This is a genomic window from Caballeronia sp. AZ7_KS35 (genome assembly GCF_023631045.1).
GTDB classification, from domain to species: domain Bacteria; phylum Pseudomonadota; class Gammaproteobacteria; order Burkholderiales; family Burkholderiaceae; genus Caballeronia; species Caballeronia zhejiangensis.
In genome coordinates this window covers 14,071-37,666 of the sequence record NZ_JALQDV010000043.1, presented here as the reverse complement: position 1 = coordinate 37,666, position 23,596 = coordinate 14,071, and the positions used below count along the sequence as shown (strand labels likewise).

General features: G+C 64.4%; 19 protein-coding genes. 10 read left to right on the top strand and 9 right to left on the bottom strand.

What is annotated here, in order from left to right; genetic code table 11:
- Positions 1-123 precede the first annotated feature (123 nt).
- Positions 124-1,500: an NAD-dependent succinate-semialdehyde dehydrogenase gene (locus tag NCT05_RS27925; RefSeq protein ID WP_250503678.1), complete on the bottom strand. Its 1,377-nt coding sequence runs from the start codon at positions 1,498-1,500 to the stop codon at positions 124-126.
- A gap of 125 nt (positions 1,501-1,625) precedes the next feature.
- Here NCT05_RS27925 and NCT05_RS27920 point away from each other — a divergent pair, with 125 nt between their 5' ends.
- Entirely contained in the window at positions 1,626-2,606 is a 981-nt protein-coding gene (locus NCT05_RS27920; RefSeq protein ID WP_250503677.1) for an AraC family transcriptional regulator, read from the top strand.
- Positions 2,607-2,620: 14 nt separating this feature from the next.
- Here the strand turns inward: NCT05_RS27920 and NCT05_RS27915 are convergent, their stop codons facing one another.
- Positions 2,621-3,574 (bottom strand): LysR family transcriptional regulator, encoded by a 954-nt coding sequence (locus NCT05_RS27915; RefSeq protein ID WP_250456877.1) that lies wholly within the window; start codon positions 3,572-3,574, stop codon positions 2,621-2,623.
- Between the two features lie 185 nt (positions 3,575-3,759).
- Here NCT05_RS27915 and NCT05_RS27910 point away from each other — a divergent pair, with 185 nt between their 5' ends.
- The 6 genes from NCT05_RS27910 to NCT05_RS27885 are packed head-to-tail and all read left to right on the top strand — an operon-like array spanning position 3,760 to position 11,861.
- Complete coding sequence (locus NCT05_RS27910) at positions 3,760-5,805, top strand: hydantoinase/oxoprolinase family protein (RefSeq protein ID WP_008346862.1); 2,046 nt, start codon at positions 3,760-3,762, stop codon at positions 5,803-5,805.
- Between the two features lie 4 nt (positions 5,806-5,809).
- The gene (locus NCT05_RS27905) at positions 5,810-7,543 is read left to right on the top strand and encodes a hydantoinase B/oxoprolinase family protein (protein WP_175981530.1); all 1,734 of its coding nucleotides are present in this window, start codon (positions 5,810-5,812) and stop codon (positions 7,541-7,543) included.
- Positions 7,540-8,709 (top strand): CaiB/BaiF CoA transferase family protein, encoded by a 1,170-nt coding sequence (locus tag NCT05_RS27900; protein ID WP_250503676.1) that lies wholly within the window; start codon positions 7,540-7,542, stop codon positions 8,707-8,709. The genes NCT05_RS27905 and NCT05_RS27900 overlap by 4 nt, the downstream gene beginning before the upstream one ends.
- Positions 8,706-9,518 carry an enoyl-CoA hydratase-related protein gene (locus NCT05_RS27895; RefSeq protein WP_250503675.1) on the top strand — a complete coding sequence of 271 codons (813 nt, stop codon included), beginning with the start codon at positions 8,706-8,708 and terminating at the stop codon, positions 9,516-9,518. The genes NCT05_RS27900 and NCT05_RS27895 overlap by 4 nt, the downstream gene beginning before the upstream one ends.
- Positions 9,519-9,550: 32 nt before the next feature.
- Positions 9,551-10,912, top strand: coding sequence for an MFS transporter (locus NCT05_RS27890; protein WP_008346855.1), 1,362 nt, complete (start codon positions 9,551-9,553; stop codon positions 10,910-10,912).
- Positions 10,913-10,925: 13 nt separating this feature from the next.
- Positions 10,926-11,861, top strand: a complete 936-nt coding sequence (locus NCT05_RS27885; protein WP_250503674.1) for a hydroxymethylglutaryl-CoA lyase — start codon at positions 10,926-10,928, stop codon at positions 11,859-11,861.
- 14 nt (positions 11,862-11,875) lie between these two features.
- On the opposite strand, the gene NCT05_RS27880 is transcribed toward NCT05_RS27885, so the two are convergent.
- The gene (locus tag NCT05_RS27880; protein ID WP_051996399.1) at positions 11,876-12,628 is read right to left on the bottom strand and encodes an alpha/beta fold hydrolase; all 753 of its coding nucleotides are present in this window, start codon (positions 12,626-12,628) and stop codon (positions 11,876-11,878) included.
- 225 nt (positions 12,629-12,853) lie between these two features.
- On the opposite strand from NCT05_RS27880, the gene NCT05_RS27875 reads away from it, so the two are divergent.
- Together NCT05_RS27875 and NCT05_RS27870 are read left to right on the top strand one after the other, a co-directional pair.
- Entirely contained in the window at positions 12,854-14,242 is a 1,389-nt protein-coding gene (locus NCT05_RS27875) for an MFS transporter (RefSeq protein WP_008346849.1), read from the top strand.
- 5 nt (positions 14,243-14,247) lie between these two features.
- Positions 14,248-15,237 carry a D-2-hydroxyacid dehydrogenase family protein gene (locus tag NCT05_RS27870; RefSeq protein WP_250503673.1) on the top strand — a complete coding sequence of 330 codons (990 nt, stop codon included), beginning with the start codon at positions 14,248-14,250 and terminating at the stop codon, positions 15,235-15,237.
- A 6-nt stretch (positions 15,238-15,243) separates the two neighbouring features.
- Here NCT05_RS27870 and NCT05_RS27865 read toward each other — a convergent pair whose 3' ends face one another.
- The 6 genes from NCT05_RS27865 to NCT05_RS27840 all read right to left on the bottom strand — a co-directional run bounded on the left by NCT05_RS27865 (position 15,244) and on the right by NCT05_RS27840 (position 22,273).
- The gene (locus NCT05_RS27865) at positions 15,244-16,047 is read right to left on the bottom strand and encodes an amidohydrolase family protein (protein WP_250503672.1); all 804 of its coding nucleotides are present in this window, start codon (positions 16,045-16,047) and stop codon (positions 15,244-15,246) included.
- The gene (locus NCT05_RS27860) at positions 16,044-17,051 is read right to left on the bottom strand and encodes a hydroxyacid dehydrogenase (RefSeq protein WP_250503671.1); all 1,008 of its coding nucleotides are present in this window, start codon (positions 17,049-17,051) and stop codon (positions 16,044-16,046) included. The genes NCT05_RS27865 and NCT05_RS27860 overlap by 4 nt, the downstream gene beginning before the upstream one ends.
- The gene (locus NCT05_RS27855; protein WP_250503670.1) at positions 17,048-18,109 is read right to left on the bottom strand and encodes a LacI family DNA-binding transcriptional regulator; all 1,062 of its coding nucleotides are present in this window, start codon (positions 18,107-18,109) and stop codon (positions 17,048-17,050) included. The genes NCT05_RS27860 and NCT05_RS27855 overlap by 4 nt, the downstream gene beginning before the upstream one ends.
- A 19-nt stretch (positions 18,110-18,128) precedes the next feature.
- A complete protein-coding gene (locus NCT05_RS27850) occupies positions 18,129-20,024 on the bottom strand; it encodes a TRAP transporter large permease (protein WP_250503669.1) in 1,896 nt (631 codons plus the stop codon).
- A gap of 32 nt (positions 20,025-20,056) precedes the next feature.
- Positions 20,057-21,097: a TRAP transporter substrate-binding protein gene (locus NCT05_RS27845; protein ID WP_250503668.1), complete on the bottom strand. Its 1,041-nt coding sequence runs from the start codon at positions 21,095-21,097 to the stop codon at positions 20,057-20,059.
- A 237-nt stretch (positions 21,098-21,334) separates the two neighbouring features.
- Positions 21,335-22,273 carry a LysR family transcriptional regulator gene (locus NCT05_RS27840; RefSeq protein ID WP_033535808.1) on the bottom strand — a complete coding sequence of 313 codons (939 nt, stop codon included), beginning with the start codon at positions 22,271-22,273 and terminating at the stop codon, positions 21,335-21,337.
- Between the two features lie 178 nt (positions 22,274-22,451).
- Between NCT05_RS27840 and gbd the strand changes: the two genes are divergently transcribed.
- Positions 22,452-23,591, top strand: coding sequence for a 4-hydroxybutyrate dehydrogenase (gene gbd / locus NCT05_RS27835; RefSeq protein WP_008346832.1), 1,140 nt, complete (start codon positions 22,452-22,454; stop codon positions 23,589-23,591).
- The last annotated feature ends 5 nt before the right edge of the window (positions 23,592-23,596 follow it).

The window sequence follows — 23,596 nt, the reverse complement described above, 5'->3', positions numbered from 1 at the left end:
CGCACAGACCGCCCCGACCAACCCCCCGCCCCGCCCCCCCCCCCGCCCGCAGCGCAACCCCGCCCCCCCCCCCACCCCCCCACCCCCCCCCCCCCCCCCCCCCCCCCCCCCGCCTCGCGTGGTTCAGGCGAGACCGGCCATCAGCGTGTATTTCACATGCACATATTCCTCGATTCCATGATGACTGCCTTCGCGTCCGTAACCGGATTGCTTCACGCCGCCGAACGGCACCGAAGCCGTGCCGACCGAGCCGGAATTCAGAATCACCATGCCCGCCTCGATGTTGCGCGACAGCCGGAACGAGCGGCCCAGATCGCGCGTGAACGCATAGGCGACGAGTCCATATTCGCTGTCGTTGCTGCGTGCGATGACTTCTGCTTCGGTCGAGAAGCGATAGATCGGAAAGACGGGACCGAAGATTTCGGTCGATGCGATCGGCATATCGTCCGCGACATCGACGAGAATCGTGGGCGCATAGAAGAGTCCGCCTTTCGCGTGCGCATGTCCGCCGAGCACGGCCTTGGCGCCGCGTTCGCGCGAATCGTCGACGAGCTTGCCGACCTTGTCGATGGCCGCACGATTGATCAGCGGACCGACGACGAACCGGTCCTGCAGCCCTTGATCGACCGGGATCGCTTCGACGAGCGCCTTGACGCGCTGAACGAACGCATCGTGGATGCTCGCCTGCACATACACGCGGTTCGGCGAAATGCAGACCTGTCCGCTGTTGCGCAGCTTCGCGGACACGAGCGCTTTCGCGGCTTCGTCGAGATCGGCATCGTCGAAAACGATGAAGGGCGCGTTGCCGCCGAGTTCCATCGTCATTGTCTTCAGCGTGCCGGCGCACTGCGCGGCGAGCAGCTTGCCGACCGCGGTCGAACCCGTGAACGAGATCTTGCGAATGCGCGGATCGTCGGTGATGAGTTTGCCGATCTGAACGGGGTCGCCCGTCACCATTTCGAACACGCCTTCCGGAATGCCGGCGCGGCGAGCGTATTCGAGCAGCTTGTATGCGGTCAGCGGCGTTTCCTCGGCAGGCTTCAAGAGGATCGTGCAACCCGCCGCGAGCGCGGTCGCGACCTTGCGCGTAATCATCATGAACGGGAAATTCCACGGCGTGATCGACGCAACCGGCCCGACAGGCTCTTTCGTGACGATCACCGCTGCGTCTTTCGCGTGCGTGGGGATGGTATCGCCGTACACGCGTTTCGCTTCCTCCGCGTACCATTCGACGAAGCCCAGGCCATAGTCGATTTCGCCGAAGGCTTCCGACATGCACTTGCCGTTCTCGCGGCACATCAGTTCGGCGAATGCGGTCTTGTCGGCGCTGACGAGGTCGAACCATGCGCGCAGCAGTGCGCTTCGTTCGCGTGCCAATGTGCGCGACCACGCCGGAAAGGCCGCGCATGTGCGGTCGATGGCGGCGCGCACCTGCGCTTCTGAATGATGTTCGACTTGCCCGACGAGCGTGCCGTCGGCGGGATTGAGTACATCGATCATGCTTGTTCTCCGAGGTGAGTTGACTTGCATGATCGAATGTTAGGCATATGGCAACGCGACGAGAACGCGTGATCGTCTGCAAAGCTTGCCCGATTCTATGAACACGCCTTTATCGAACTCGACGCATGAAAACGCACCGCCCGCCCAAATTGCCGACGATGGAAACCGAAGCCGCCGCACTCGCTCGCGTGCACGCTTCGATGGTGAGCCGGCTGCTGGAACTCGCGCCGAACGAAGGCTATAACGCGACGCCGATGCCGGACATTCGCCTGTTGCGATCGAACCGTCCGCTCACGCGTACGCCGGTGCTGTACGAGCCGGGTATCGTCGTCATCGCGCAAGGCCGCAAGCGCGGCTATCTCGGCAGCAAGGTGTATGTCTACGATGCGCAGCACTATCTGGCTGTCGCGTTGCCGCTGCCGTTCTCGATGGAAACCGACGCCACCGCCGACGAACCGTTGCTCGCGGTGTACGTGCGTCTCGATGCGACGCTCGCCGCCGATGTATTGCTGCAGATCGACGAGCGCAATGGCGTGGTGCCCGGCGAGCCGGGCGGCATGGCCACGACGCGGCTCGATCTGGAGCTCGGCGAAACCATGCTGCGCTTTCTCGACGCAATGCGCGATCCGCTCGAAGCCGCGCTATTGGGGCCGACGCTGGTGCGCGAGATTTACTTTCGCGTGTTTATCGGCGAGCAGGGCGCTTCGATGCGCGCCGCGCTCGACCTCGATGGACATTTCGGGCGCATTTCCAAGGTCCTGCGCAAGATCCATTCGAGCTATGCCGAGGCGCTGACGATCGAAACGCTCGCAAGGGAAGCGGCCATGAGCGTGCCGTCCTTTCATATGCACTTCAAGGCGGCCACCAATACTTCTCCGCTGCAGTACATCAAGTCGACGCGACTGCATCAGGCGAGGCTATTGATGGCGCGGCAAGGCATGACGGCTGCGGCGGCGAGCGCGAGAGTCGGCTATGAGAGCGCATCGCAGTTCAGCCGCGAATTCAAGCGGCTTTTCGGCGGCACGCCTTCGGAAGAATTACGACGAATGAAGCGGCATTTCGCGGTGCCGGAGGCGGGACCGTCGCCTTATGTGTCGTCGCATTGAACCGACGTTCCTCGTTAAAGCTCATTGCGTCGAAGCTGCTCGTCGCGCTTCTCTTTGCATAACTCGATGAACCTCTGCACCGGCGCCGTCGGCGTAGCGCCGCGACGCGTTGCGATCCCGTACGGCGCGCCACGTCGCTCGATACGGATCGGCAGCACCGCCATCATGCCGTGCGCCTGAAAGTATCGCGCGACCTTCAGTGGCATCAGCGCAACGGTCCCCGCGCTGGCGCGCAATAACGACAACGTCGCGAACGTCGATGACGTTTCGATCGCGTATCGCGGAAAAGGAACCTCCGCGTCGTCGAAAAGCTGTTCGAGCAGCGAGCGCATCGGCAGGGCGGCTTGCGGCACGATCCACGGATTGTCCGCAAGCGCTTCGAGCGTCAGGCGCTGCACGCTCGCGAGCGGATCGGCGCCATCGACCACGAGACACACTTCCTCCACTTCGAGCGGAATGAAATCGTAAGCCTCAGGGTGAACGCTGATGCTCGGCCGCCCGATGACGAGATCGAGCAGACGCTGATCGAGCATCGACAGCAAACGCGCGCTGTTGTCCTCCCAGACCTCGACGGACACGTCCGGCTGCACTTGCCGCAGCGCACGCAGGATGGGCGCGAGCCACTCGGGCATCGAACCCATCACCGCGCCGATGGCAAGCATCCCTCCGCCGCCGCGCATGATGGCCGCAAGCTCGTCGCGCAGCGCGCCGATCTCCGAACGCACCGCGCGCGCGTGACGAATCACGCAGCGCCCGAGTTCGTTCGGCACGATGCCGCGCGGCGAACGGGCAAACAGTTCAGTGCCGAACATCGCCTCGATTTCGCGCAGCGACTTGGTCGTCGCGGGCTGCGAGAGCGACACCTGTTGCGCCGCCTTGCGCAGCGAGCCATGGTCGTCGAGCGCGATCAAAAGCGCGACGTGATTGCCGCGCAGTCGCCTCAATATCGCATCGATACTGGTTATCACCGATATAACTCCAACGTCTCACCTGATCGGAACGTTTCATTATCTGGCCGCGCCGATGCCTCTTTAAACTGGCTCGGTCGATGTTCGTCACAGCCGGGCGCTCGACGGCGCGGCTCGATCATGCCGGAACTCACGCGGCCTCGGCAAGCGCAGCAGAAATCACGCATACACAGGAGAGAGGCAAATTGAAAAGAATCGGACTCGATGTCGGCGGCACCTTCACCGATGTCGTGATGGTGGACGACGAAGCAGGGCGCATCTGGTCGACCAAGGTGCCGACGACGCCGAAGGATCGCGTCATCGGCACGATTGAAGGCTTTCGCAAGATTCTCGAACTCTCGGGCACCGACAGCGCCGACGTATCGTTCATCGGCCACGGCACGACGATGGCGACCAACATGGTCGTCGAGGGCACCGGCGCGAAGACCGCGCTCGTCACCACGCGCGGCTTTCGCGACATCCTCGAACTAAGGCGCGTGTCGCGTCACGACCGCGCCGATCTTTACGATCTGCTGTTCGAGAATCCGCGTCCGCTCGTCGAGCGCCGCTGGCGGCTCGAAGTGAACGAGCGCCTGCGCCATGACGGCAGCATCGAAACGCCGCTCGATCACGCGCAGCTCGAAGCGCTCGCCGAAGAGATTCGCGCGTCGGATATCGAAGCCGTCGCCGTGTGCTTTCTGCACGCGCACGTCAATCCGCGGCACGAACGCGAAGCCGTCGAAACGCTGCGCCGTCTGCTGCCGGAGCGCTTCGTGTGTGCATCGCACGAAGTGAATCCCGAATCGATGGAATACGAGCGCGCGAGCTCGACGGTCATCAACGCGATGCTCGGTCCGGTCTGCGGGCGCTACATCGGCCGGCTCATCAGCGCGCTGGCGCAGCATGGCTTCGCGGGCAAGTTCCTTTTCATGCAGTCGAACGGCGGGCTCGCGAGTCCGGCCATGGTCGCCGACAAGCCGATCGTGCTGCTCGAATCCGGCCCGGCGGGTGGCGTCTCGGCGGCGATCCGCAACTGCGAGAAGAGCGAGCTGAAGAACGCGATTCTCGGCGACATGGGCGGCACGACCTTCGATGTTTCGCTGATCCGCGACTCGCGCCCCGAACTGCGCAACAAGAGCCTGCTGCACACGTACACCGTGCGCTCGCCCAGCATCGACATCGATTCGGTCGGCGCGGGCGGCGGCTCGATCGTGTGGATCGACGCGGGCGGCGGCGTGCGCATCGGACCGGAGAGCGCGGGCGCCGATCCCGGACCGGCGTGCTACGGGCGCGGTGGCACGCGCCCGACCGTCACGGACTGCAATCTGGTGCTCGGCTATATCGATCCCGACAGCTTCCTCGGCGGCGAATTCAAGCTCGATGCGCAGGCGGCATGGCGCGTCGTCGATGAAGTCATCGCGCAGCCGCTCGGCGTCTCCGTGCCCGAAGCCGCGCAGGTCGTGCGCTCGGTCGCGAACGCGTTGATGGCGCAGGCCATCCGCATCATGACAGTCGAGCGCGGCTACGACCCGCGCGAGTTCTCGTACATCTGCTACGGCGGCGCGGGGCCGGTGCACGCGGTCGATCTCGCCCACGAAATGGGTATCCGGCGCGTGGTGATTCCGCCGCTGCCGGGTCTTTTCAGCGCGTTCGGCATGACGGTCGCGGATCAGCAATACGACTATCAGCGTCCGCTGGAAAGCGATCTCGCGATGATCGACGACGCGACTCTGAACGCCGCGCTCGATGAACTGGCAGCGCTTGGCATGGAAGAGCTTCAGCGTCACGGCGTCGAAGCGCAGGGCGTGAAGGTCGTGCGTCTCGCCGATTGCCGCTACGCCGGCCAGCCCGATGTCATCACGGTCGAAGTGCAGGCGGACGCAGTGGGCATCCGCGCGGCGCTCGCGCAAGCCTTCGAGGACGCGCATCTGCGGCAATGGAACTTCATCAGCAAGGACAAGCCGGTCGTGGTCGCCAACGTGCGTCTGCAACTCGTGACGACGACCGGCTGGCGCGGCTCGGTCGCGAGCGCCGATGGTGGCGCGCTGCCGCAGCCGGTTCGCACCCGCGAAGTGTATTTCGATGGCCACGCGCGCACGCTGCCGGTGTTCGCGCGCACGCAGATTCCGGTCGGCGCGACGATCGAAGGGCCGGCGGTCATCGAAGAACACAGCAGTTGCGCGGTGCTGAAGGCGTCGCATGTCGCGCGCGTCGATCCCGATCTCAATCTCGTCATCGAACTGGCAGCCTGAATTCATGGACATCGTTACTTACGAAATCATCCGCAGCAGTCTCTTCGCGATCGCCCGTGAAATGAAGATCGCGATGATGCGCACCGCCGGCAGCCCGCTCATGCACGCGAGCGGCGATTCGTCGGCGGCCATTTTCGACGCCGACATGCAGCTCGTCGCGCAAGGCAACGACATCCCGACGATGCTCGGCTCGGCCGTCATCTCGACGCGCGTCTCGGTGGAAGCGGTCGGGCGCGAGAACCTGCGTCCCGGCGACGTCATCGTCAGCAACGATGCCTATGTGGGCGGCGGCAATCATCAGCCGGACGTGCAGTTCACGCGGCCCGTTTTCGCGGGCGGCAGGATCGTCGCCTTCGTGATGACGCGCGGCCACTGGACCGACATCGGCGGACAGTCGCCGGGCAGCTATACCGTCACGACGTGGGACGTGTTCGCCGAAGGCATCCGCATTCCGCCGGTGTTTCTGTATCGTAACGACGAGCCGGTGCAGGACATGCTCAACCTGCTCACCCGAAACAGCCGCAACGCGCACGAACTGCTGCTCGACATTCAGGCGCAATACGCGGGCACGTTCGTCGGCGACCGGCGCATCGGCGAACTGGTGGCGAAGTATGGCGCCGATGCATTGCGCGACGTGATGAGCCAGAGTCTCGATCACTCGGAGAAGCTCATTCGCGCGGAGATCGCACGCATTCCGGACGGCGTGTACGAAGCGCAGGAGTATCTCGATCCGATCGAGGCGCCGGGCTGGAAACAGGAGCGGCCGCTGCTCAAGGTGAAGATCACGAAGACGGGCGATCACATCACGTTCGATTACACCGGCACCGGGCCGCAGGCGCGCGGCGGCATCAACTGTCCGCTTTCGGTGACGTGCAACAGCACCTGGTTCACCGTGAAAGCGCTGACCGATCCGGGCATTCCGACCAACCAGGGCTGCTATCGGCCGGTGACGATCATCGCGCCCGAGGGCAGCGTGCTGAACTGCCGCTATCCGGCGTCGGTGGTGTCGGGCAACACGGAGACCTCGCCGCGCGTGATCGATCTGCTGCTCAAGGCGCTTGCGCCCGCGGTGCCGGAGCGCATCACCGGACAAAGCAACTGCGCGTCGTGCGCGGGCATTTTCAGCGGACGCGATACCGATGCCGCGCGCATCGCCCGAACCGGTCAGGAGTTCGTCACCATGCACGACGTCCACGCGGGCGGCATGGGCGCGCGCGCGCAGAAGGACGGCGTGAGCGGCGTGCGCGTCTACGTGGGCAACGCGGGCAGTCAGTCGATCGAAATGATCGAAGCGACTTCGCCGCTGATGGTCGAGGAATGGTCGCTCGTCACCGACAGCGGCGGCGCGGGCCGCCAGCGCGGCGGGCTGACATCGCGGCGCGTGTATCGCGTGGAATACGACGAAGCCACCTTCACCGTGTCCGGCGAACGCGGACGTTCCGCGCCCGAAGGTCACTTCGGCGGGCAGGCCGGCACGCGCTTTCTGTGCGTCGTCGAACGCGCGGACGGCAGCACGCAGGAGGTCGCGGCGAAGGGCGGACAGACGGTCGTGTATCGCGGCGATCGCGTGACCGTGCAGCCCGCGGGCAGCGGCGGCTATGGCGATCCGCGCGAACGCGATGAGAAGCGCGTCGATGCCGATGTCGCCGATGGCTACATCAGCGCCGATGCCGCCGCGCAAGTCTACGGCCGCACGCGCGAAACCATCGACGCACCGCTCGAAGTCACCGCCGAATGAGCGCGAGCGAAGCCATGAACCAGCCTTTGCCGCTCGCGGGCGTGTGCGTGATCGAGATCGGCCACAGTCTCGCCGCGCCGTATGCGGGCATGATCCTCGGGTCGCTCGGCGCGGACGTCATCAAGATCGAAAGCGCGGAACACGGCGACTACGCGCGCGATTGGGGCCCGCCTTTCGTCGATGGCGCGGCCGCCTTGTTTCATGCGGTGAATCACGGCAAAAAAAGCATCGCGATGTCGCTGTCGAATCCGGACGAAGCACAGGCGTTGCGCGAGCTGATCTCGCAACGCGCCGATGTCGTGCTGCAAAACCTGAAGGCGGGCGGCACGGAGAAATACGGTCTCGGCGGCGAGGCGATGCTGCGCATGAAGCCGTCGCTCGTCTATTGCAATCTCGGCGCGTTCGGCACGGCCGGGCCGCTGCGCGACAAGCCCGGCTACGATCCGCTCGTGCAGGCGCTTTCGGGCCTGATGAGCTTTCTCGGTCAGCCGGGCGAGCCGCTGTCGCGCATTCCGGTTTCGGTGAACGACATGGGCACCGGACTCTGGGCCGCGATCGGCGTGCTCGCCGCGCTCTTCCGGCGCCAGACGACGGGCGCGGGCGAGATCGTGTCCGTGTCGCTGTACGAGACGGCGATCAGTTGGGCGGGCATCCAGATCGCCGACTATCTCGCGTCGGGCGTGTTGCCGGGACGCTGGGGATCGGGGACGGCCGCGATCGTGCCGCATCAGGCCTTCGAATGCGCGGACGGCACCATCATGGTCGCCGCGGGCAACGACCGCCTGTTCCGCCGCTTGTGCGACGTGCTCGATATCGCCGCGCTCGCCGACGACGCGCGCTTCGTCACCAACGGCGTGCGCGTGACCAATCGCGTCGCGCTGATCGACTTGCTGCATATCGAGTTCCGCAAGCGGGGCACCGCGCACTGGCTGGAAGCGCTCGATACGGCGGGCATTCCGTGCGGACCGATTCAGACCATCGATCAGGTCGTCGAACACGAGCAGACCAAGGCGCTCGATCTGCTGCGCATCACCGACGACGGCGCGGCGACGGTCGTCGGCGTGCCGATTTCATTCGGCGGCGTGCGGCCTGCGCGCACCGGCGTCACGCCGAAACTCGGCGAACACAATCATCTGCTGGCGAAGAAAACACTGGAGACATCGTGAAACTTGCATCGCAACTGGTCGGCGCGCCCGACACGCTGACGCTCGAAGAAATCGACGAACAGATTCTCATCGTCAAGCTGAACCGTCCGGAAGTCTCGAACGCGATCAGCACGACGATGGGCGACGAGATCATCCGCGTATTCGGTGCGCTCGAAGCGAACCCCGCGCTGTATCGCTGCGTGATCCTGACGGGCGCGGGCGAACGCGCGTTCTGCGGCGGCGCGGACCTCAAGCAGCGCGAAGGCATGACCGACGAGCAGTTCGGCGTGCAGCACTATCTGTTCGAGCGCATGAACCGCGCGCTCACGTATTGCCCGGTGCCGGTCCTCTGCGCGGCCAACGGCGCGGCGGTCGCGGGCGGACTCGAACTGCTGCTCGCGTGCGACTTCGCTTATGCCGTCAGCCACGCGACGTTCGGCTTTACCGAAGTGAAGCGAGGCATCATGCCGGGCGGCGGCGGCACGCAGCAACTGCCGCGCGCGATCGGCGTGCGGCGCGCGAAAGAGCTGATTCTGCGCGGCGGCAAGTTCACGGCGCAGCAAGCGCTCGCGTGGGGCGTCGTCAACCGGCTGTGCGAGCCGGGGCGCGTGCTTGCCGACGCCATCGACGCCGCGCGCGACATCTGCACGAGCGCGCCGCTTTCGGTCGCGCAGGCGAAGAAGGCGATCGACCTCGGCATGCAGGGCGATCTGCGCACCGGGCTCTATCTGGAAATCGAAGCGTATAACCGGCTGATTCCGACCGAGGATCGTCTCGAAGGCATCAGCGCTTACAACGAGAAGCGCGCGCCGCGATTCAAAGGCCGCTAGATCAAAACCCGGACTCACCGGAGGAGACAGACATGACACCCGACATCGGCAGCTTCGACAGGCCCAAGGCCGAAGCGACCTACGGCAAGATCACGCGCAGGCTCATCCCCTTTTTGTTCCTGTGCTATGTGTTCGCGTTTCTCGATCGCATCAACATCGGCATCGCGCAACTCGACATGAAGCACGACGTGGGCTTCAGCGATCTCACTTACAGCATCGGCGCGGGCATCTTCTTTCTCGGCTACGTGCTGATGGAAGTGCCGAGCAATCTGCTGCTCGCGCGTATCGGCGTGAAGCGCACGTTCTCGCGCATCATGATTCTGTGGGGCTTGATCGCGGCGGGCACGGCGTTCGTCACGCTGCCATCGCATCTCTATACCGTGCGCTTCTTTCTCGGGCTCGCGGAAGCGGGGCTTTATCCCGGCGTGATCTTCTATCTCACGCGCTGGTATCCGGTCGAGCGGCGCGCGAAGGTCATCGCCATCTTCACTTGCGCGACGGGCATCGCGGGCCTGTTCGGCGGGCCGCTGTCGGGCGCGCTGATGACTTACTTCGACGGCTATGGCGGCCTGCACGGCTGGCAGTGGATGTTCATCGTGCAAGGCTTGCCCGCGAGCGTGCTCGGCGTGATCGCGTTCTTCTTTCTCGATGACGGCCCGCAACAGGCGAAGTGGCTCACCGAGAACGAAAAGGCGATCGTGCTCGACGACATCCGCAAGAGTTCGAGCGTCTCGACGAAGCACGCGGAGCATACGTTCGGCCGCGCGCTGAAGGACTTTCGCGTCTACGTGATGGGCTTCGTGTGGTTCACGCAGATCGCCGGCGTATTCGCGATCGGCTTCTGGCTGCCGACGCTCATCAAGAGCGCGGGCGTGTCGGGCGCGTTGCAGATCGGCTGCTATTCGGCGATCCCGTACTTCGTGAGCTGGATCGCGCTCATCGCGCTGAACCGTCATTCGGATCGCACGATGGAGCGGCGCTGGCACTGCGCGATCGCGATGGTGTTCGGCGCGGCCGGTCTCGTCGTCGCGGCGTTCACGACGGGCAACCTTGCGCTGTCGCTCGCGGCGTTGTCGGTGGCCACCGCCGGCATCCTCGCGCCGAATCCGCTGATCTGGGCGATCTCGACCGATTACATTCGCGGCAGCGGCGCGGCGGGCGGCGTCGCGGTGATCAACTGCGTCGGCCTGCTCGGCGGCTTCGTGAGCCCGATGATCATCGGCTCGATCAAGACGATGACGAACAGCATGGCGGGCGGACTCGGCGCGATCGCGCTTCTGATGGTGCTCGGCGCAATTGCAGCCGTGGTGCTTGCGCCGTCGACATCGGCGGTCGCAAGCGGCGCAGGACACACGGATGAAGGCAGCGATGCCGTCGCGGACGCGACCATCTGAAACCGGAGCAGACATGAAAGAAAGAGACGTGCAGATTCGCGAAGTGGGCTTGCGCGATGGTTTGCAGATGGTGCGAACGATCCTCACGAGCGGGCAAAAGCTCGAATGGTGCGCGCGCATGGTCGATGCGGGCGTGGTCGATATCGAAGTGACGTCGTTCGTGCCGCCGAAAGTCGTGCCGCAATTCGCGGATGCGGTCGAGGTCGCGGCAGGCGCGCTTGCCATCGACGGTCTTCATGCAGCGGCACTGGTGCCGAATCTGAAAGGCGCGCAACGTGCATTCGATGTGGGGCTGAACAAGGTGCATTACGTGCTCTCCGCGAGCAACGAGCACAACCTGAAGAACGTGCGGCGCAGCACGGCGGAATCGGTCGCGGACTTCGAGCGCATCGCGGCGGCGCGTGACGAACTGAATCGCGATGTCGTGCTCGGCGCGGGCGTGGCGACCGCGTTCGGCTGCACGATCGCGGGCAAGGTCGATGAACGCACGGTGCTCGGACTCGTCGAGACGCTCATCGATGCGGGCGCGCAGGAGATCACCATCGCCGATACGGTCGGCTATGCGAATCCCGCGCAAGTGCGCGCGCTGATGCGGCAGGTCATGTCGCTTGCGGGAGCGGTGCCCCTCGCCTGTCACTTCCACGATACGCGCGGGCTGGGCCTCGCCAATGTCATGGCTGCGCTCGATGCAGGCGTGCGTGCTTTCGATGCATCGCTCGGCGGGCTCGGCGGCTGTCCGTTCGCGCCCAACGCGACGGGCAACATCAATACCGAGGACACGGTGTTCATGCTCGAAGCGCAGGGCTTGCGCACGGGCATCGACATAAACAAGCTGCTGGCGATACGCGAGACGATCGCCGCATGGTTGCCGGGCGAGCCGTTCACGGGCGCGATCGCCCGCGCGGGACTACCCGCGACCTTCGTCGCTCGCGAGGCCGTCGCCGCGTAACTTCAGTCAGCGGCTCAGGATGCCGCCGCGAGCCGTTCCAGCAGATCGGCGAGCAGGCCGGGCGCGAGCACCATCGCGTCATGGCCAGTGTCGATGCGCTCCCAGCCCCAATCCGGGCATTGCGATTTGACATGCTCGCGCACCGGCGCGAGCGTGTCGTATGAAGGATTCGCGCAGTGCACGTAAGTGCAGGGCAGGCCATTGCCGAGCGGCGATTGGAGTTGAAGCGGCGTGGTGTAGGTCGCGAGCGGATGGGGCGTGAGCCGCCGTTGAACCCACTCGGCAAGCGGATGATCGTCCGGAATGCCGGTGCCTTTCAGTCCGTTGACGGGCATCGCGATTGCCTGGCCGCTTGCGCCGACCGATGCCATGCGCTCATCGACGACGCTTGCGGGCAGCACATCGAACGCGGATTGGCCGCTTTGCGCGAGCAGGCTGTCGAGGAAGACGATGGTGCGCAGCGTGTGCGCGATGCGATCGGCGACGCCCGACGCGACGAGTCCGCCATAACTATGGCCGACCAGCACGACGCCGTTCAATTCCTCCGCCTCGATGACGTTGACGATATCCTCGATGTTCACATCGAGCGACGTGACCGACTCAATCAGATGATGGCGCTCGCCGAGTCCGGTCATGGTCGGCGCGACGACGCGATGACCACGCGCGATCAGTTCATCCGCGACGAAGCGCCAGACCCAGCCGCCATGCCATGCGCCGTGAATCAGGACGAAGTTGAACTGCGTGTCGTTCCGTGGACTGCTCTTCAAGTCGGTCTCCTGATCGATGTGCACGAATGCACAAATCGTCTCAGAGATAGCGCGGCCACGCAACCGGTTACGCATGCAACCATCACCGCTGCTTACTGGTTATCACCGATATAACCCGCGCGTCTCACCTGATCTGATCTTTTCACTATCCGCGTCTATCGATGTTTCTTAGACTGGCTCCATTGCTCGAATCGTGGCCCACGCCGTCAATCATGGAGAGCGCGAGTGAACCCGTCCGTTGTGGAATCCGATCCGGCGTCAGCCGATTCTTCGCAAGTTCCTTCCACCGCACTCGCGCATGAGCGAGCGCTCTACTGGCGCGTCACGCTGCGCATCGTGCCCTTGCTTTTCGTGTGCTACGTCGTCGCGTTTCTGGATCGCATCAATGTCGGCTTTGCGAAGTTGCAGATGCAGGACGCGCTCGGTTTCAGCGACAGCGTGTACGGCCTCGGCGCAGGCATCTTCTTTCTCTCGTACTGTCTGCTCGAAGTGCCGAGCGCGATGCTGCTCCGGCGCATGGGCGCGAAGAAGACCATCGCGCGCATCATGATCTGCTGGGGCATCGTCGGGGCATGCTCCGCGTTCGTCACGAACGTCACGCAGTTTTATATCGTGCGTCTGCTGCTCGGCGTGTTCGAAGCGGGCTTCTTTCCCGGCGTCATCTTCTATCTGAGCTCGTGGTTTCCGGAGAGACGGCGCGGTGTCATCATCGCGTGCTTCATGGTCGGATTTCCGGTCGCGGGTCTTGTCGGCGGTCCGGTCTCCGGTTGGGCGATGACGAGCCTCGCGAACGTCGCCCATCTCGCCGGATGGCAATGGCTTTATATCGTCGAGGCGTTGCCGGCGGTCGTGCTCGGTCTCGTCACGCTGATGCTGCTGGACGACAACATCGACAAAGCGAAATGGCTCACCGAAGCGGAGAAGGGCGTGCTTCGCCAAGGTTTCGATGTCGAGATGGAACGAAAGCGAAGGGCCGGGCAACACGGTCACGCGAAGCTCGCCGAGGCGCTCGCGGATCCGAAAGTCTATATGCTCGCGTTCATCGATTTTGCCTTCGTTTGCGGCACGTATTCAGTGACGTTCTGGCTTCCGACCGTCATGAAAGACTCGGGCATTACGAATCTTTCGCTGCTCGGATGGCTTTCCGTCATACCGTACGGAATGGGCGCGATCGGGATGGTCACGATAAGCCGAAGCTCGGATCGCATGCTCGAACGCCGTTGGCATGCGGCGATCTCGGGTTTCATCGGCGCTGCCGCGTTGTTGATGGTTTCGCATCCGACCAACTCGCCCGCGTTGACCGTTGCGTTGCTGACGGTGGCCTGCGTCGGCATCTTCGCGACCAACGTGCTGATCTGGTCGCTCGCAGCGGATTATCTGAACGGATCGCCGGCGGCGGCGACGAGCATCGCGTTCGTCAATTGCATCGGCTTGTTGAGCGGCTTTTGCAGTCCCTTCGTCATCGGATGGCTGAAGACCGCGACGGGAACGCTCGTCAGCGGCCTCTACGTGATGACGGCGATACTCGTCGCGGGCATTCTCGTGATGCTGCTCGGCTTCAAACGTCATACCGAAACGCAGGCGCGCGCCGCGCTGACGGCAGGAACAGAGTGAACCCTATGCATAACATCGCCATTCTCGATGACTTCCAGAACACCGCGCTTCGCTTCGGCGAGTGGAACAGCTTGCGCGAACACGCGGACATTACCGTTTTCACGGACCCTATCCGCGACGAGAACGAACTGGTCGAACGTCTTCGACCCTACGACATTCTTTGCGTGATGCGCGAGCGCACATGGTTCACGCGCAGCGTGCTTTCGCGATTGCCGAATCTGAAATTGCTGGCAAGCACGGGGCCGTGGAATGCAGCCATCGATATCGAAGCCGCCGATGAACTCGGCATTGCCGTATGCGGCACCGCATCGTCGCCGACGGCCGCCGCCGAGCTTGCATGGGCGCTCATTCTCGCCGCGACGCGGCACATCCCGAGCGAAGTGGCATCGTTCAGAAGGGGAGGCTGGCAGGTGTCGGTGGGCGGCGATCTGCACGGCAAGACCATCGGACTGATAGGACTCGGCTATACCGGCGGCGCGACCGCGCGAGTCGCGCAGGCTTTCGGGATGCACGCCATCGCATGGAGTCAGAACATGACGCAGGAGTCCGCCGCGAAATTCGGCGCGCGCTACGTGTCGAAGGAAGACTTGCTCGCATCGAGCGATATCGTTTCGATTCATGTGCGGCTATCGGAGCGCACGCGCGATCTCATCGGCGAGAAGGAGCTCGCGACGATGCAATCGCACGCGCTGCTCGTGAACACGGCACGCGGACCGATCGTCAACGAACGCGCGCTGATCGATGCGTTGACCGCGAAACGAATCGCGGCCGCCGCGCTCGATGTTTTCGATCAGGAGCCGTTGCCCGCCGATCATCCGTTCCGATCGATGGATAACGTGATCGCGACATCGCACATCGGTTATGTCACCGATGACTCTTATCGCATCTACTACGGCGAGTCTGTCGAAAACATTCGCGCATGGATCGCGGGCACGCCCATTCGCGTGCTGACGTCCCAGAAACGCGAGATCAGTTACGTCAGCGGGGTCGCATAGCGGTCGCTAGAACCGATACAACTCAGCGGGATTGTCGACGAGTATCTTGCGGCGAACCGCGTCGCTTTCCACGAGCCGCATCGTCCAGTCGAACATGCGCGCGTCGTCCGGAACGGGCTTGACGTTTGGATGCGGCCAGTTCGACGCCCACACGCCGCGCTCGGGAAAACGCGCCGATATCGCGCGCACGAGCCAGGACACGTCGTCGAAATCGGGCGCGCCGGTGCGCGAGCTTTCATACGGCGCGGACAGCTTGATCCAGCAACGCGGCCCGTCGAGCAGGCGGCACAGCGACGCGAATCCATCGCTTTGCGATGTGACCGGCGCAAGGAACTTGCCGAGATGATCGATGACGAGATTCGACGGCAAACGCGCGAGCATCGCTTCGTGCTGCGGCAGCGTGTGGCCGTCGAGCTGAAGGTTGATGTTCCAGCCGAGCGGTGCAATGCGCGCCGACATGTCCGCGAGTGCGTCCCACGGCAGCACGCCGCCCGGCAGCATCATGAAGCGCACGCCGCGAATGCCCGCATCGTGCAGACGCTGCAGTTCGTCATCGCCGATATCCGGCGGGACCACCGCGATGCCGCGCGCGCCGTCGCCCAGTTGCGCGATGGCCGCGAGCGTGCAGCGATTGTCGAAGCCATACCCGGTCGGCTGCACGACGATCGCGCGCGAAAAGCCCAGCGTGCGCTGCACGTCCCGATACGCCGATGCGGGCGCGGGCGGCGGCGCGAACGTCGCGGTCTTGGCGAGCGGATAGCCTGCTTCGTAGACGTGAATGTGGCAGTCGCAAGCGCCTTCGAGTTTCATCGCGCGTGCTCCTGCACATCGAAACCGGCGAGACGGAACGCTTGCGCCGCGTTCACCGCGCCCGCGGGCACGCGGCCTTCGAACAGCGCTTGCGTTTGTGCGACCGTTTCCATCGATTGATACTCGATCGCGCCCGGCGTCAGCCCGCCGACATGCGGCGCCGCGATCACGCGCGGATGCGCCGCGAGCACCGGCGCGGGCATCTGATCGGCCGCGCGTCCGACATCGAGCGCGCATCCCGCGAGATGGCCGCGCTCGAGCGCATCGAGCAGCGCGTCATCATCGACGAGTTCACCGCGCGCGGCGTTGATGAAGTACGCGCCGCGCTTCATCGCGGCGAAGGCGCGCGCGTTCATCAGATTCGCCGTCTGCGCATTGGCCGGCGCGAGGCACACGACGAAGTCCGACTGCGCGAGCAAGTCATCGAAGCCGGTTTGATGAAGCCGCGTATCGTCGATCGTCGCGTAAGGATCGGACACGACGACGCGCATGCCGAATGCCAGCGCCAGATCGCAAAGATAGCGCGAAATCTGTCCATAGCCGATCACACCGAACGTGCTGCCGCGCAACTCGCGGCCCATCATCGGCGCGGGCGCTTCGTGGCGATGATAAGCCTCCGCATACGCGGTCGTGCCGCGCGCGAGATCGAGCATGGCGCCGATCACCCACTCCGACACGGACGGCACGAAGCCCGCGCTCGCCTGCGTGACGAGCACGCCGAGCTCGCTGGCGGCATCGACATCGACGGTGCGAATATCCACCGCGCAGCGCACGAACGCGGCGAGCTTCGGCAGCGCCTCGAACAAGGCGCGCGGCGCGGGCGTCTGCCGGTACGCGATGATGACATCGGCATCGCGCGCGGCATCGGCGAGTTCGGCGGTCGTCAGCTCGCGATCCTCGGTGTTGTACGCGACGTCCGCGAACGCCGCGAGCGCAGCCGAAGCGCGTGCGCCGAAGTAATGATCCAGCATGTGCCGGGGATGACTCACGAATACCTTGTTCATGTCCTCGTCCTGATTCGTTTCGCGGGCGCGGCGACCGACTCGCGCTCCACCAGCGTGATATCCGTGAACAGCGCCTGCTCCGATGCCGGCATGGGTTCGTCGTGTGGACGCATCGCGCGCTCGACCATCGCGGCTGCCATGGCGGGCACGGGAAGCTGCACGGTCGTGAGCGCGGGATTCGAGATCGCCGCCAGAAAATGTCCGTCCATGCCGACGATCGACACGTCTTCCGGCACGCGCAAGCCGCACTCGCGCAAACCCGCCATCAGGCCGAGCGCCATCAGATCGTTGACGGCGACGATGCCGGTCGGGCGCGCATCGTCCTGCGCGAGCAGACGCGCGAGCGCGCGGCCGTTTTCGGCGATCATCGAATCGCCGTATTCGTTCACCGGGCCGCTATCGAGCACGCGCGCCGTCTGCGCGAGACCTGCATCGTTTGCGGCGGAAAGAAAGCCGTTGATCTTGTCGCGCCGGCTCATCGTCACGCCGGTCAGCGTGGCGAAGGCGAGCCGCGTATGGCCATGTTCGATGAGATGCCGCGTCGCGATGCGCGCCGCTTCGAAGTTGTCGGGCGTGACGTGCTCGACGCGCGTCGCTTCGCCTTCGGTCGCGCGCCGGTCGTAGCTCACGACGACCATGCCGCGCTCGACGGCAGTTTCCAGATGCCGCTCGTTCGCGAGCGACGAGATCACGATCACGCGCCGCACGCCTTGCGAGAGCAAGTCCTCGAAGAACGACGCTTCCTTCGCCGGATCGCGATACGTGTTGCCGATCATCACGCGATAGCCGTAGCGCTCCTGCGCATACGTTTCCACTTCGCGCGCGATATAGCCGTACATCGGATTGGCGATCGATGGCACCAGCAGTCCGATGATCGGCGTCTGCCCTGTCTTCAACTGACGCGCAAGCGTGCTCGGACGGTATTGCAGCGCGTTCATCGCGGCCTGCACGCGTGCGAGCGTTTCCTGGCGCATCTGGTCGATGCGGCCGTTCAGCACGTTGGATACCGTGCTTACGGACACACCGGCCTCGCGGGCGACATCCTGAATGGTGCTCATAAGGTTTGACATCTGCCGGCTACAGGCCGAGCCGGGTCGGCAACCACAACGAAAACGACGGCACCAGAATCAGCGCAACCAGTGCGATGAACAGCACCAGCAGATATTTGAGCATAGGACGCGCGACGGCTTTCATTTCCGTGCCGGTGATGGCGCAGGTCGCGAAGAGCCCGAGCCCGACCGGCGGCGAGAAGAGACCGAGGCCCATTGCGACGACGATCACCGTGCCGAAGTGCAGCGGGTTGATGCCGAGCTGCGTCGCGATCGGCGTGAGCAGCGGCCCGAAGATGATGAGCGCGGGCGCGCCTTCCAGCACCGCGCCGAACACGATCATGATGAGCACGGACAGCAGCAGGAACATCGTCGGGCCGTATTGATGCGCGAAGGCGATCATCGAATCGGACACGAGCGCGGGAATCTGCTCGATGGTCAGCGCGAAAGACACGCTCGAAGCCGCCGCCACGATGAACAGAATGCTGCTCGCCATCGACGCGGAGCGCACGAACACGCGCGCCACCGACTTCGGCGTGAGCTCGCGAAACGCGATCCAGCCGACGATCAACGCATACACGACGGCGAAAGCCGACACTTCCGTCGATGTCGCGATGCCCGAGGTCACGCCTTTGCCGATCATCGTGATCATGACGAGCGCGACCAGCGCGCCGCCGGCGAGCGGCAGCCACTTGCGCGGGTTCGTGAGCGCATCGGCGAGATTGATGCGCCGGCCGCAGATCACCGCGACGATCGCGAGCGCCACCGCCAACACCGCCGCCGGAACGACGCCCGCGAGAAACAGCCCCGCGATCGAAATGTTGGCGACAAAGCCCATGATGATCATGTTCACGCATGGCGGAATGGTCTCCGCCATCACGGCGCTGCACGCGAGAAGCGCCGCCGCTTCGTTCGGATCTTCCTTGCTCTGGCGCACGGCAGGCATGACGACGCCGCCGACCGCCGCGATATCCGCGAGCTTGGAGCCGGATACGCCCGAGAAGAACGCCGTCGCCATGATCGTGATGAGGCCGAGTCCGCCGCGCACGCGCCCGAAGATGCGCAGCAGCAATTCGATCAGGCGCGACGACATGCCGTTGGTTTCCATCAGCAAGCCCGCCAGCACGAAGAACGGAATCGCGAGCAGCACGAAGTGGTCGGTGCCGGCCATCACTTGCTGCGAGTAGACGAGCATCGGCAGGGTCGGTTCGGCGAGGAAGTAGAGCAGGGCCGAGAACGCGAGCACGAAGCCGATCGGCACGCCGAGCACGAGTCCGCCGATGAAACCGGCCATCAGCAGAAAGCCGGGCTTGAGCGCGTGAGCGGGCACGAATGCGTTCCACGCGAACACGGCTGCCGCGAGCAGCACGCAGCCGGCGAGGGTGCCGAGCACGGTCTTGCGCGCGCCGTTCAGCGCGTTGGCGAGCGCGAAGACCGTCATGAAGACGCTGCCGATCACGAGCGGATAGACGTTGATCCACGCGGGCAGGCCGCTCGGCGTCATCTGGCCGTAGGAATCGACGAGCAGCAGACACGACGACACGCACAGATTGCCCGCGACGCCCGCGATCACCCAATGTCCGACGTGCACGAGCGCGGGTTGCCAGCGCCTCGGCAACATGCCGCGAAACAGGTCGACGCCGACGTGCTGGCTGCGTCCGAGCACGGTGGCCGCGCCGAAGAACACGAGCACGATCATCAGAGCGCCGGCGACTTCCTCGGCCCAGTCGAACGGATCGTGCAAGAAATAGCGGTAGATCACCGAAAGGAACACCACGATCACATCGGCCGCGAGCACGGCCGCGCAGAAGTATTCGATCCAGTGCATGAGGCGCGCGAGGCCGCGCGCGAGCACGGTCTCATGGCCGAAGCCGGGCGCGGCGAGTTGCGCCTCGGATCCGGGCGTCGCGGAGAAGGTGGTCATGGTGTCGGCCTCTTTGGCGTCGTTGGCTGCGCTCAAGCGCGCGCGGCGGCGATGGCGGTGAACAGCGGCGCGGTCGCCGGATACTGCTTCGCGAAACTCGCATACAGCTGCGACTGCATTTCAGCGCGTGCGGTGTCGCGATCGGCCTTCGACATCGGGTAGAAGGTCATGCCTTTCTTCTTCAGTTCCTGCTCGGCGGCGGCGGCGGTCTGAATGGCGGCGGCGCGCTGCTTCGCGGTCGCGTCCTGCGCCGCTTTCTGAAACGCGGGACGCAGGTTTTCCGGAATCTTCGCGAGCGCGCGGCGGCCCGTCACGACGACGAGCGGGCTGAACACGTGCTGCGTCTGCCAGCACGACTTCACGACTTCGTCGTACTTGCTTGCGAGGACCGTTGCGCAATCGTGTTCGAAGCCATCGACGACACCGGTCTGCGCGGCCATATACAGCTCGCCGATGGGAATCGGCGTGGGCACCGCGCCCATCAGCTTGAAGGTTTCCATGAAGGCGGGTGTGGGCAGCACGCGCAGCTTCACGCCTTTGATATCGGCGAGCGACTGCGTGGGCTTCTTGGTGAACACGTTGCGCGCGCCGAAGGAATAGCCCCACGTGAGCACCGAGCAGCCCGCGCGCTGTTGCAGCAGCGTATCGAACGATTTGCCGACGGTGCCGTCCATCGCGCGGCCGACGTGATCGAAGTTGTCGAACACATAGCCGAGATCGAGCATGCCGAGCTCGGGAAGCGCGGTTGCCCAGATCGACGAGCCCGTCACCATCATGTCGACCGCGCCGACTTTCACCTGCTGGACGACGTCGCTTTCCTTGCCGAGCTGGTTGTTCGGGAAATAGTCGATGCGAATCTGATCGCCGACGCTCGCCTTCAGGTTCGCGGCGAGGTTCTGATACCAGACGTAGTGGGCGGCGTTTTCGTTCGGCGGCATCGATGACGACAGCCGCAACGTGGCCGCGGGCTGCGCGCGCACGATCGCGGGAAAGCCCGCGCCCGCCGCCGCGAGCGTTGCCGCCGAGGCCGTCTGAAGGAACCGTCGGCGGGAAATGCCTGAACCGAATTGCATGGTGTTGTCTCCTGGATGCCGCTCTGGGCGCGGGCGGAAATAGGCAGCGCGACACGACAGGCGTGGCGCGACTGTATCGATTTAGTGTATCGATACAGTAAAGGGAAGCGTGGGTGGGTCATATGGGCGTATACCCGCGGGCAATCACGCGCCGAGGTGGGTTCGAAGAGGGCGAAAGCGCTGAAACTCGACTGCCGCGGCAACCGCACTCCACCGCATCCTTTCGCGGCAGCGCTTCTAACCCCCCAACACCTCCTTCTCCGCCACCAGTTCGTTTCGCAACAGCCGCGCCCCGGGCGACAGCGGCGCACCTCGCGTGGTCACGAGCTCATACGGCTCGCTGCGCGAGGTGAACGACAGCGGCAAAATGCGCGTGGCTTCGTGCCTGACGAAGAACTGAGCCACGTCGATGGACACCAGCGCCACGAACGAAGGATTGTCCTGAAGCAGGCTCAGCGTCGCGAAGGCCGACGTCGTCTCCAGCAGGCTCGACGGAAAACGAATCGCGGCTTGCTGAAATTCGCGCTCCAGCAGCACGCGCATGGGCATGTTCGCGCGATAGACCACCCAACGGTACGCGGCCAGATCCTTGAGCGTCACTTTCTTCGCCTTGCGTAACGGATGCTGCACGTTCGCCACGACCGCGAGCGTTTCATCCTGCAGCTTGATGCTCTCGTACATCTCCGGATGCTGGCTGACCGAGGTCCGGCAGATAGCCAGGTCCAGCCGTCCCGCATCGATGAGACTCAACAGCGTCTCGCTGGCGTCCTCGATGATCTCGACAGACATTTCAGGCTGCCGCGCGATCAGCGCGGACACGGCCCGGGTCAGCAAAGGCACGGCGCCCATGATGACGCCGACCGCGACACGTCCGCCATGTCCCCGCAGGATGCCCGCGATCTCTTCCCGCATGTGCGACAGATCGGTGTAGATCAGCCGCGCATACCGGATCGCGCAATGGCCCGCGTCATTCGCTTCGAGCCCGCGCCGCGTGCGCGTGAACAGCGCTGTTCCAAAGGTGGTTTCGATTTCCTGAAGCGCCTTGCTCGCGCCCGGTTGCGTCAAGCCGACTTGATTGGCCGCTTTCAGAAGCGAACCATGATCGCCCAGCGCAACAAGCAACCTGAGTTGCCTGACGTGGAGGCGCGAGGCGATCGAATTCACGTTGGGTGTCATGAGACTTGAGAGAGAGTTATATCAGCATGAGAACTTCTCAATTTTGCTCCGATGCGCCGCTCTCTATACTTCGCCGAAAGAACGCATGAAAACAGCGCGCCTCGATCATTTCCGGAAGATGGGCAGCGCAAACCGACAGCGCGTCGAGTATCGGAAACTATAACGGAAGGTCATCATCATGTCTCTCATCAACTACGTTACGCAGATCCAGTTCGACTTCGGCGCGGTGAACCTGCTGAAGAGCGAATGCGAACGCCTTTCGATCCGGCGGCCGCTGATCGTCACGGACCGGGGCATTCGTGCCGCGGGCATTCTCGACACGGTGCTGAAGGTGCTGGAGCGCGCCGACGGCGAAATGATCTACGACGCCACCCCGCCGAATCCCAACGAAGCCGCGGTGCGCGAAGCGGTCGCCCTGTACAGGCAAGCGGAATGCGACGGCATCATCGCAGTGGGCGGCGGCTCGTCGATCGATCTTGCAAAGGGCGTGGCCGTCTGCGCGACGCACGAAGGCCCGCTCCAGAGCTTCGCCGTCATCGAGGGCGGCGCGAGCCGGATCACCGCGAAAACCGCGCCGGTGATCGCGGTGCCGACCACGGCGGGCACCGGCAGCGAAGTCGGACGCGGCGCCATCCTGATCCTGGACGACGGCCGCAAGGTGGGCGTGATCTCGCCGCATGTCGTGCCGAAGGTCGCGATCTGCGATCCCGGCCTGACGGTCGGCCTGCCGCCGCAACTCACCGCCGCCACCGGCATGGATGCGATCGCGCACTGTCTGGAAACCTTCATGTCGCCGATGCGCAATCCGCCGGCCGACGGCATCGCGCTGGACGGGTTGCGCCGCGCCTGGGCGCATATCGAACGGGCCACGAAAGAGCCGACCGACCAAACCGCGCGGGAAAACATGATGATGGCTTCGATGGAAGGCGCACTCGCTTTCCAGAAGGGACTGGGCTGCGTCCATAGCCTGAGCCATTCGCTCGGCGGAATCGACCCGCGACTGCATCACGGCACGCTCAACGCCATCTTTCTGCCGGCGGTCGTGGAGTTCAACCGAAGCGCTCCGTCCATGCGCGACGAAGAAAAGATGGAGCGCATGGCGAGCGCCATGCAGTTGCGTCAGGACACGGAGATTTCGTCGGCGCTGCGCGACATGACGGCACGCCTCGGCTTGCCGACCGGCCTTCGGGCGCTGGGCGTCACGCGCGAGATGTTTCCGCGCATCGTGTCGGGCGCGCTCAAGGATCACAGTCACAAGACCAATCCGCGCGAAGCATCGGAAGCGGATTATCTCGGCTTGCTGGAAGCGTCGTATTGACGAAG

What these genes read in the sequence shown, in the direction of transcription:
- NCT05_RS27925 (WP_250503678.1), bottom strand. Translation starts at nt 1,500, where the DNA reads ATGATCGATGTACTCAATCCCGCCGACGGCACGCTCGTCGGGCAAGTC.
- NCT05_RS27920 (WP_250503677.1), top strand. Translation starts at nt 1,626, where the DNA reads ATGAAAACGCACCGCCCGCCCAAATTGCCGACGATGGAAACCGAAGCC.
- NCT05_RS27905 (WP_175981530.1), top strand. Translation starts at nt 5,810, where the DNA reads ATGGACATCGTTACTTACGAAATCATCCGCAGCAGTCTCTTCGCGATC.
- NCT05_RS27900 (WP_250503676.1), top strand. Translation starts at nt 7,540, where the DNA reads ATGAGCGCGAGCGAAGCCATGAACCAGCCTTTGCCGCTCGCGGGCGTG.
- NCT05_RS27890 (WP_008346855.1), top strand. Translation starts at nt 9,551, where the DNA reads ATGACACCCGACATCGGCAGCTTCGACAGGCCCAAGGCCGAAGCGACC.
- NCT05_RS27885 (WP_250503674.1), top strand. Translation starts at nt 10,926, where the DNA reads ATGAAAGAAAGAGACGTGCAGATTCGCGAAGTGGGCTTGCGCGATGGT.
- NCT05_RS27870 (WP_250503673.1), top strand. Translation starts at nt 14,248, where the DNA reads ATGCATAACATCGCCATTCTCGATGACTTCCAGAACACCGCGCTTCGC.
- NCT05_RS27865 (WP_250503672.1), bottom strand. Translation starts at nt 16,047, where the DNA reads ATGAAACTCGAAGGCGCTTGCGACTGCCACATTCACGTCTACGAAGCA.
- NCT05_RS27860 (WP_250503671.1), bottom strand. Translation starts at nt 17,051, where the DNA reads ATGAACAAGGTATTCGTGAGTCATCCCCGGCACATGCTGGATCATTAC.
- NCT05_RS27855 (WP_250503670.1), bottom strand. Translation starts at nt 18,109, where the DNA reads ATGAGCACCATTCAGGATGTCGCCCGCGAGGCCGGTGTGTCCGTAAGC.
- NCT05_RS27850 (WP_250503669.1), bottom strand. Translation starts at nt 20,024, where the DNA reads ATGACCACCTTCTCCGCGACGCCCGGATCCGAGGCGCAACTCGCCGCG.
- NCT05_RS27845 (WP_250503668.1), bottom strand. Translation starts at nt 21,097, where the DNA reads ATGCAATTCGGTTCAGGCATTTCCCGCCGACGGTTCCTTCAGACGGCC.
- NCT05_RS27840 (WP_033535808.1), bottom strand. Translation starts at nt 22,273, where the DNA reads ATGACACCCAACGTGAATTCGATCGCCTCGCGCCTCCACGTCAGGCAA.
- gbd (WP_008346832.1), top strand. Translation starts at nt 22,452, where the DNA reads ATGTCTCTCATCAACTACGTTACGCAGATCCAGTTCGACTTCGGCGCG.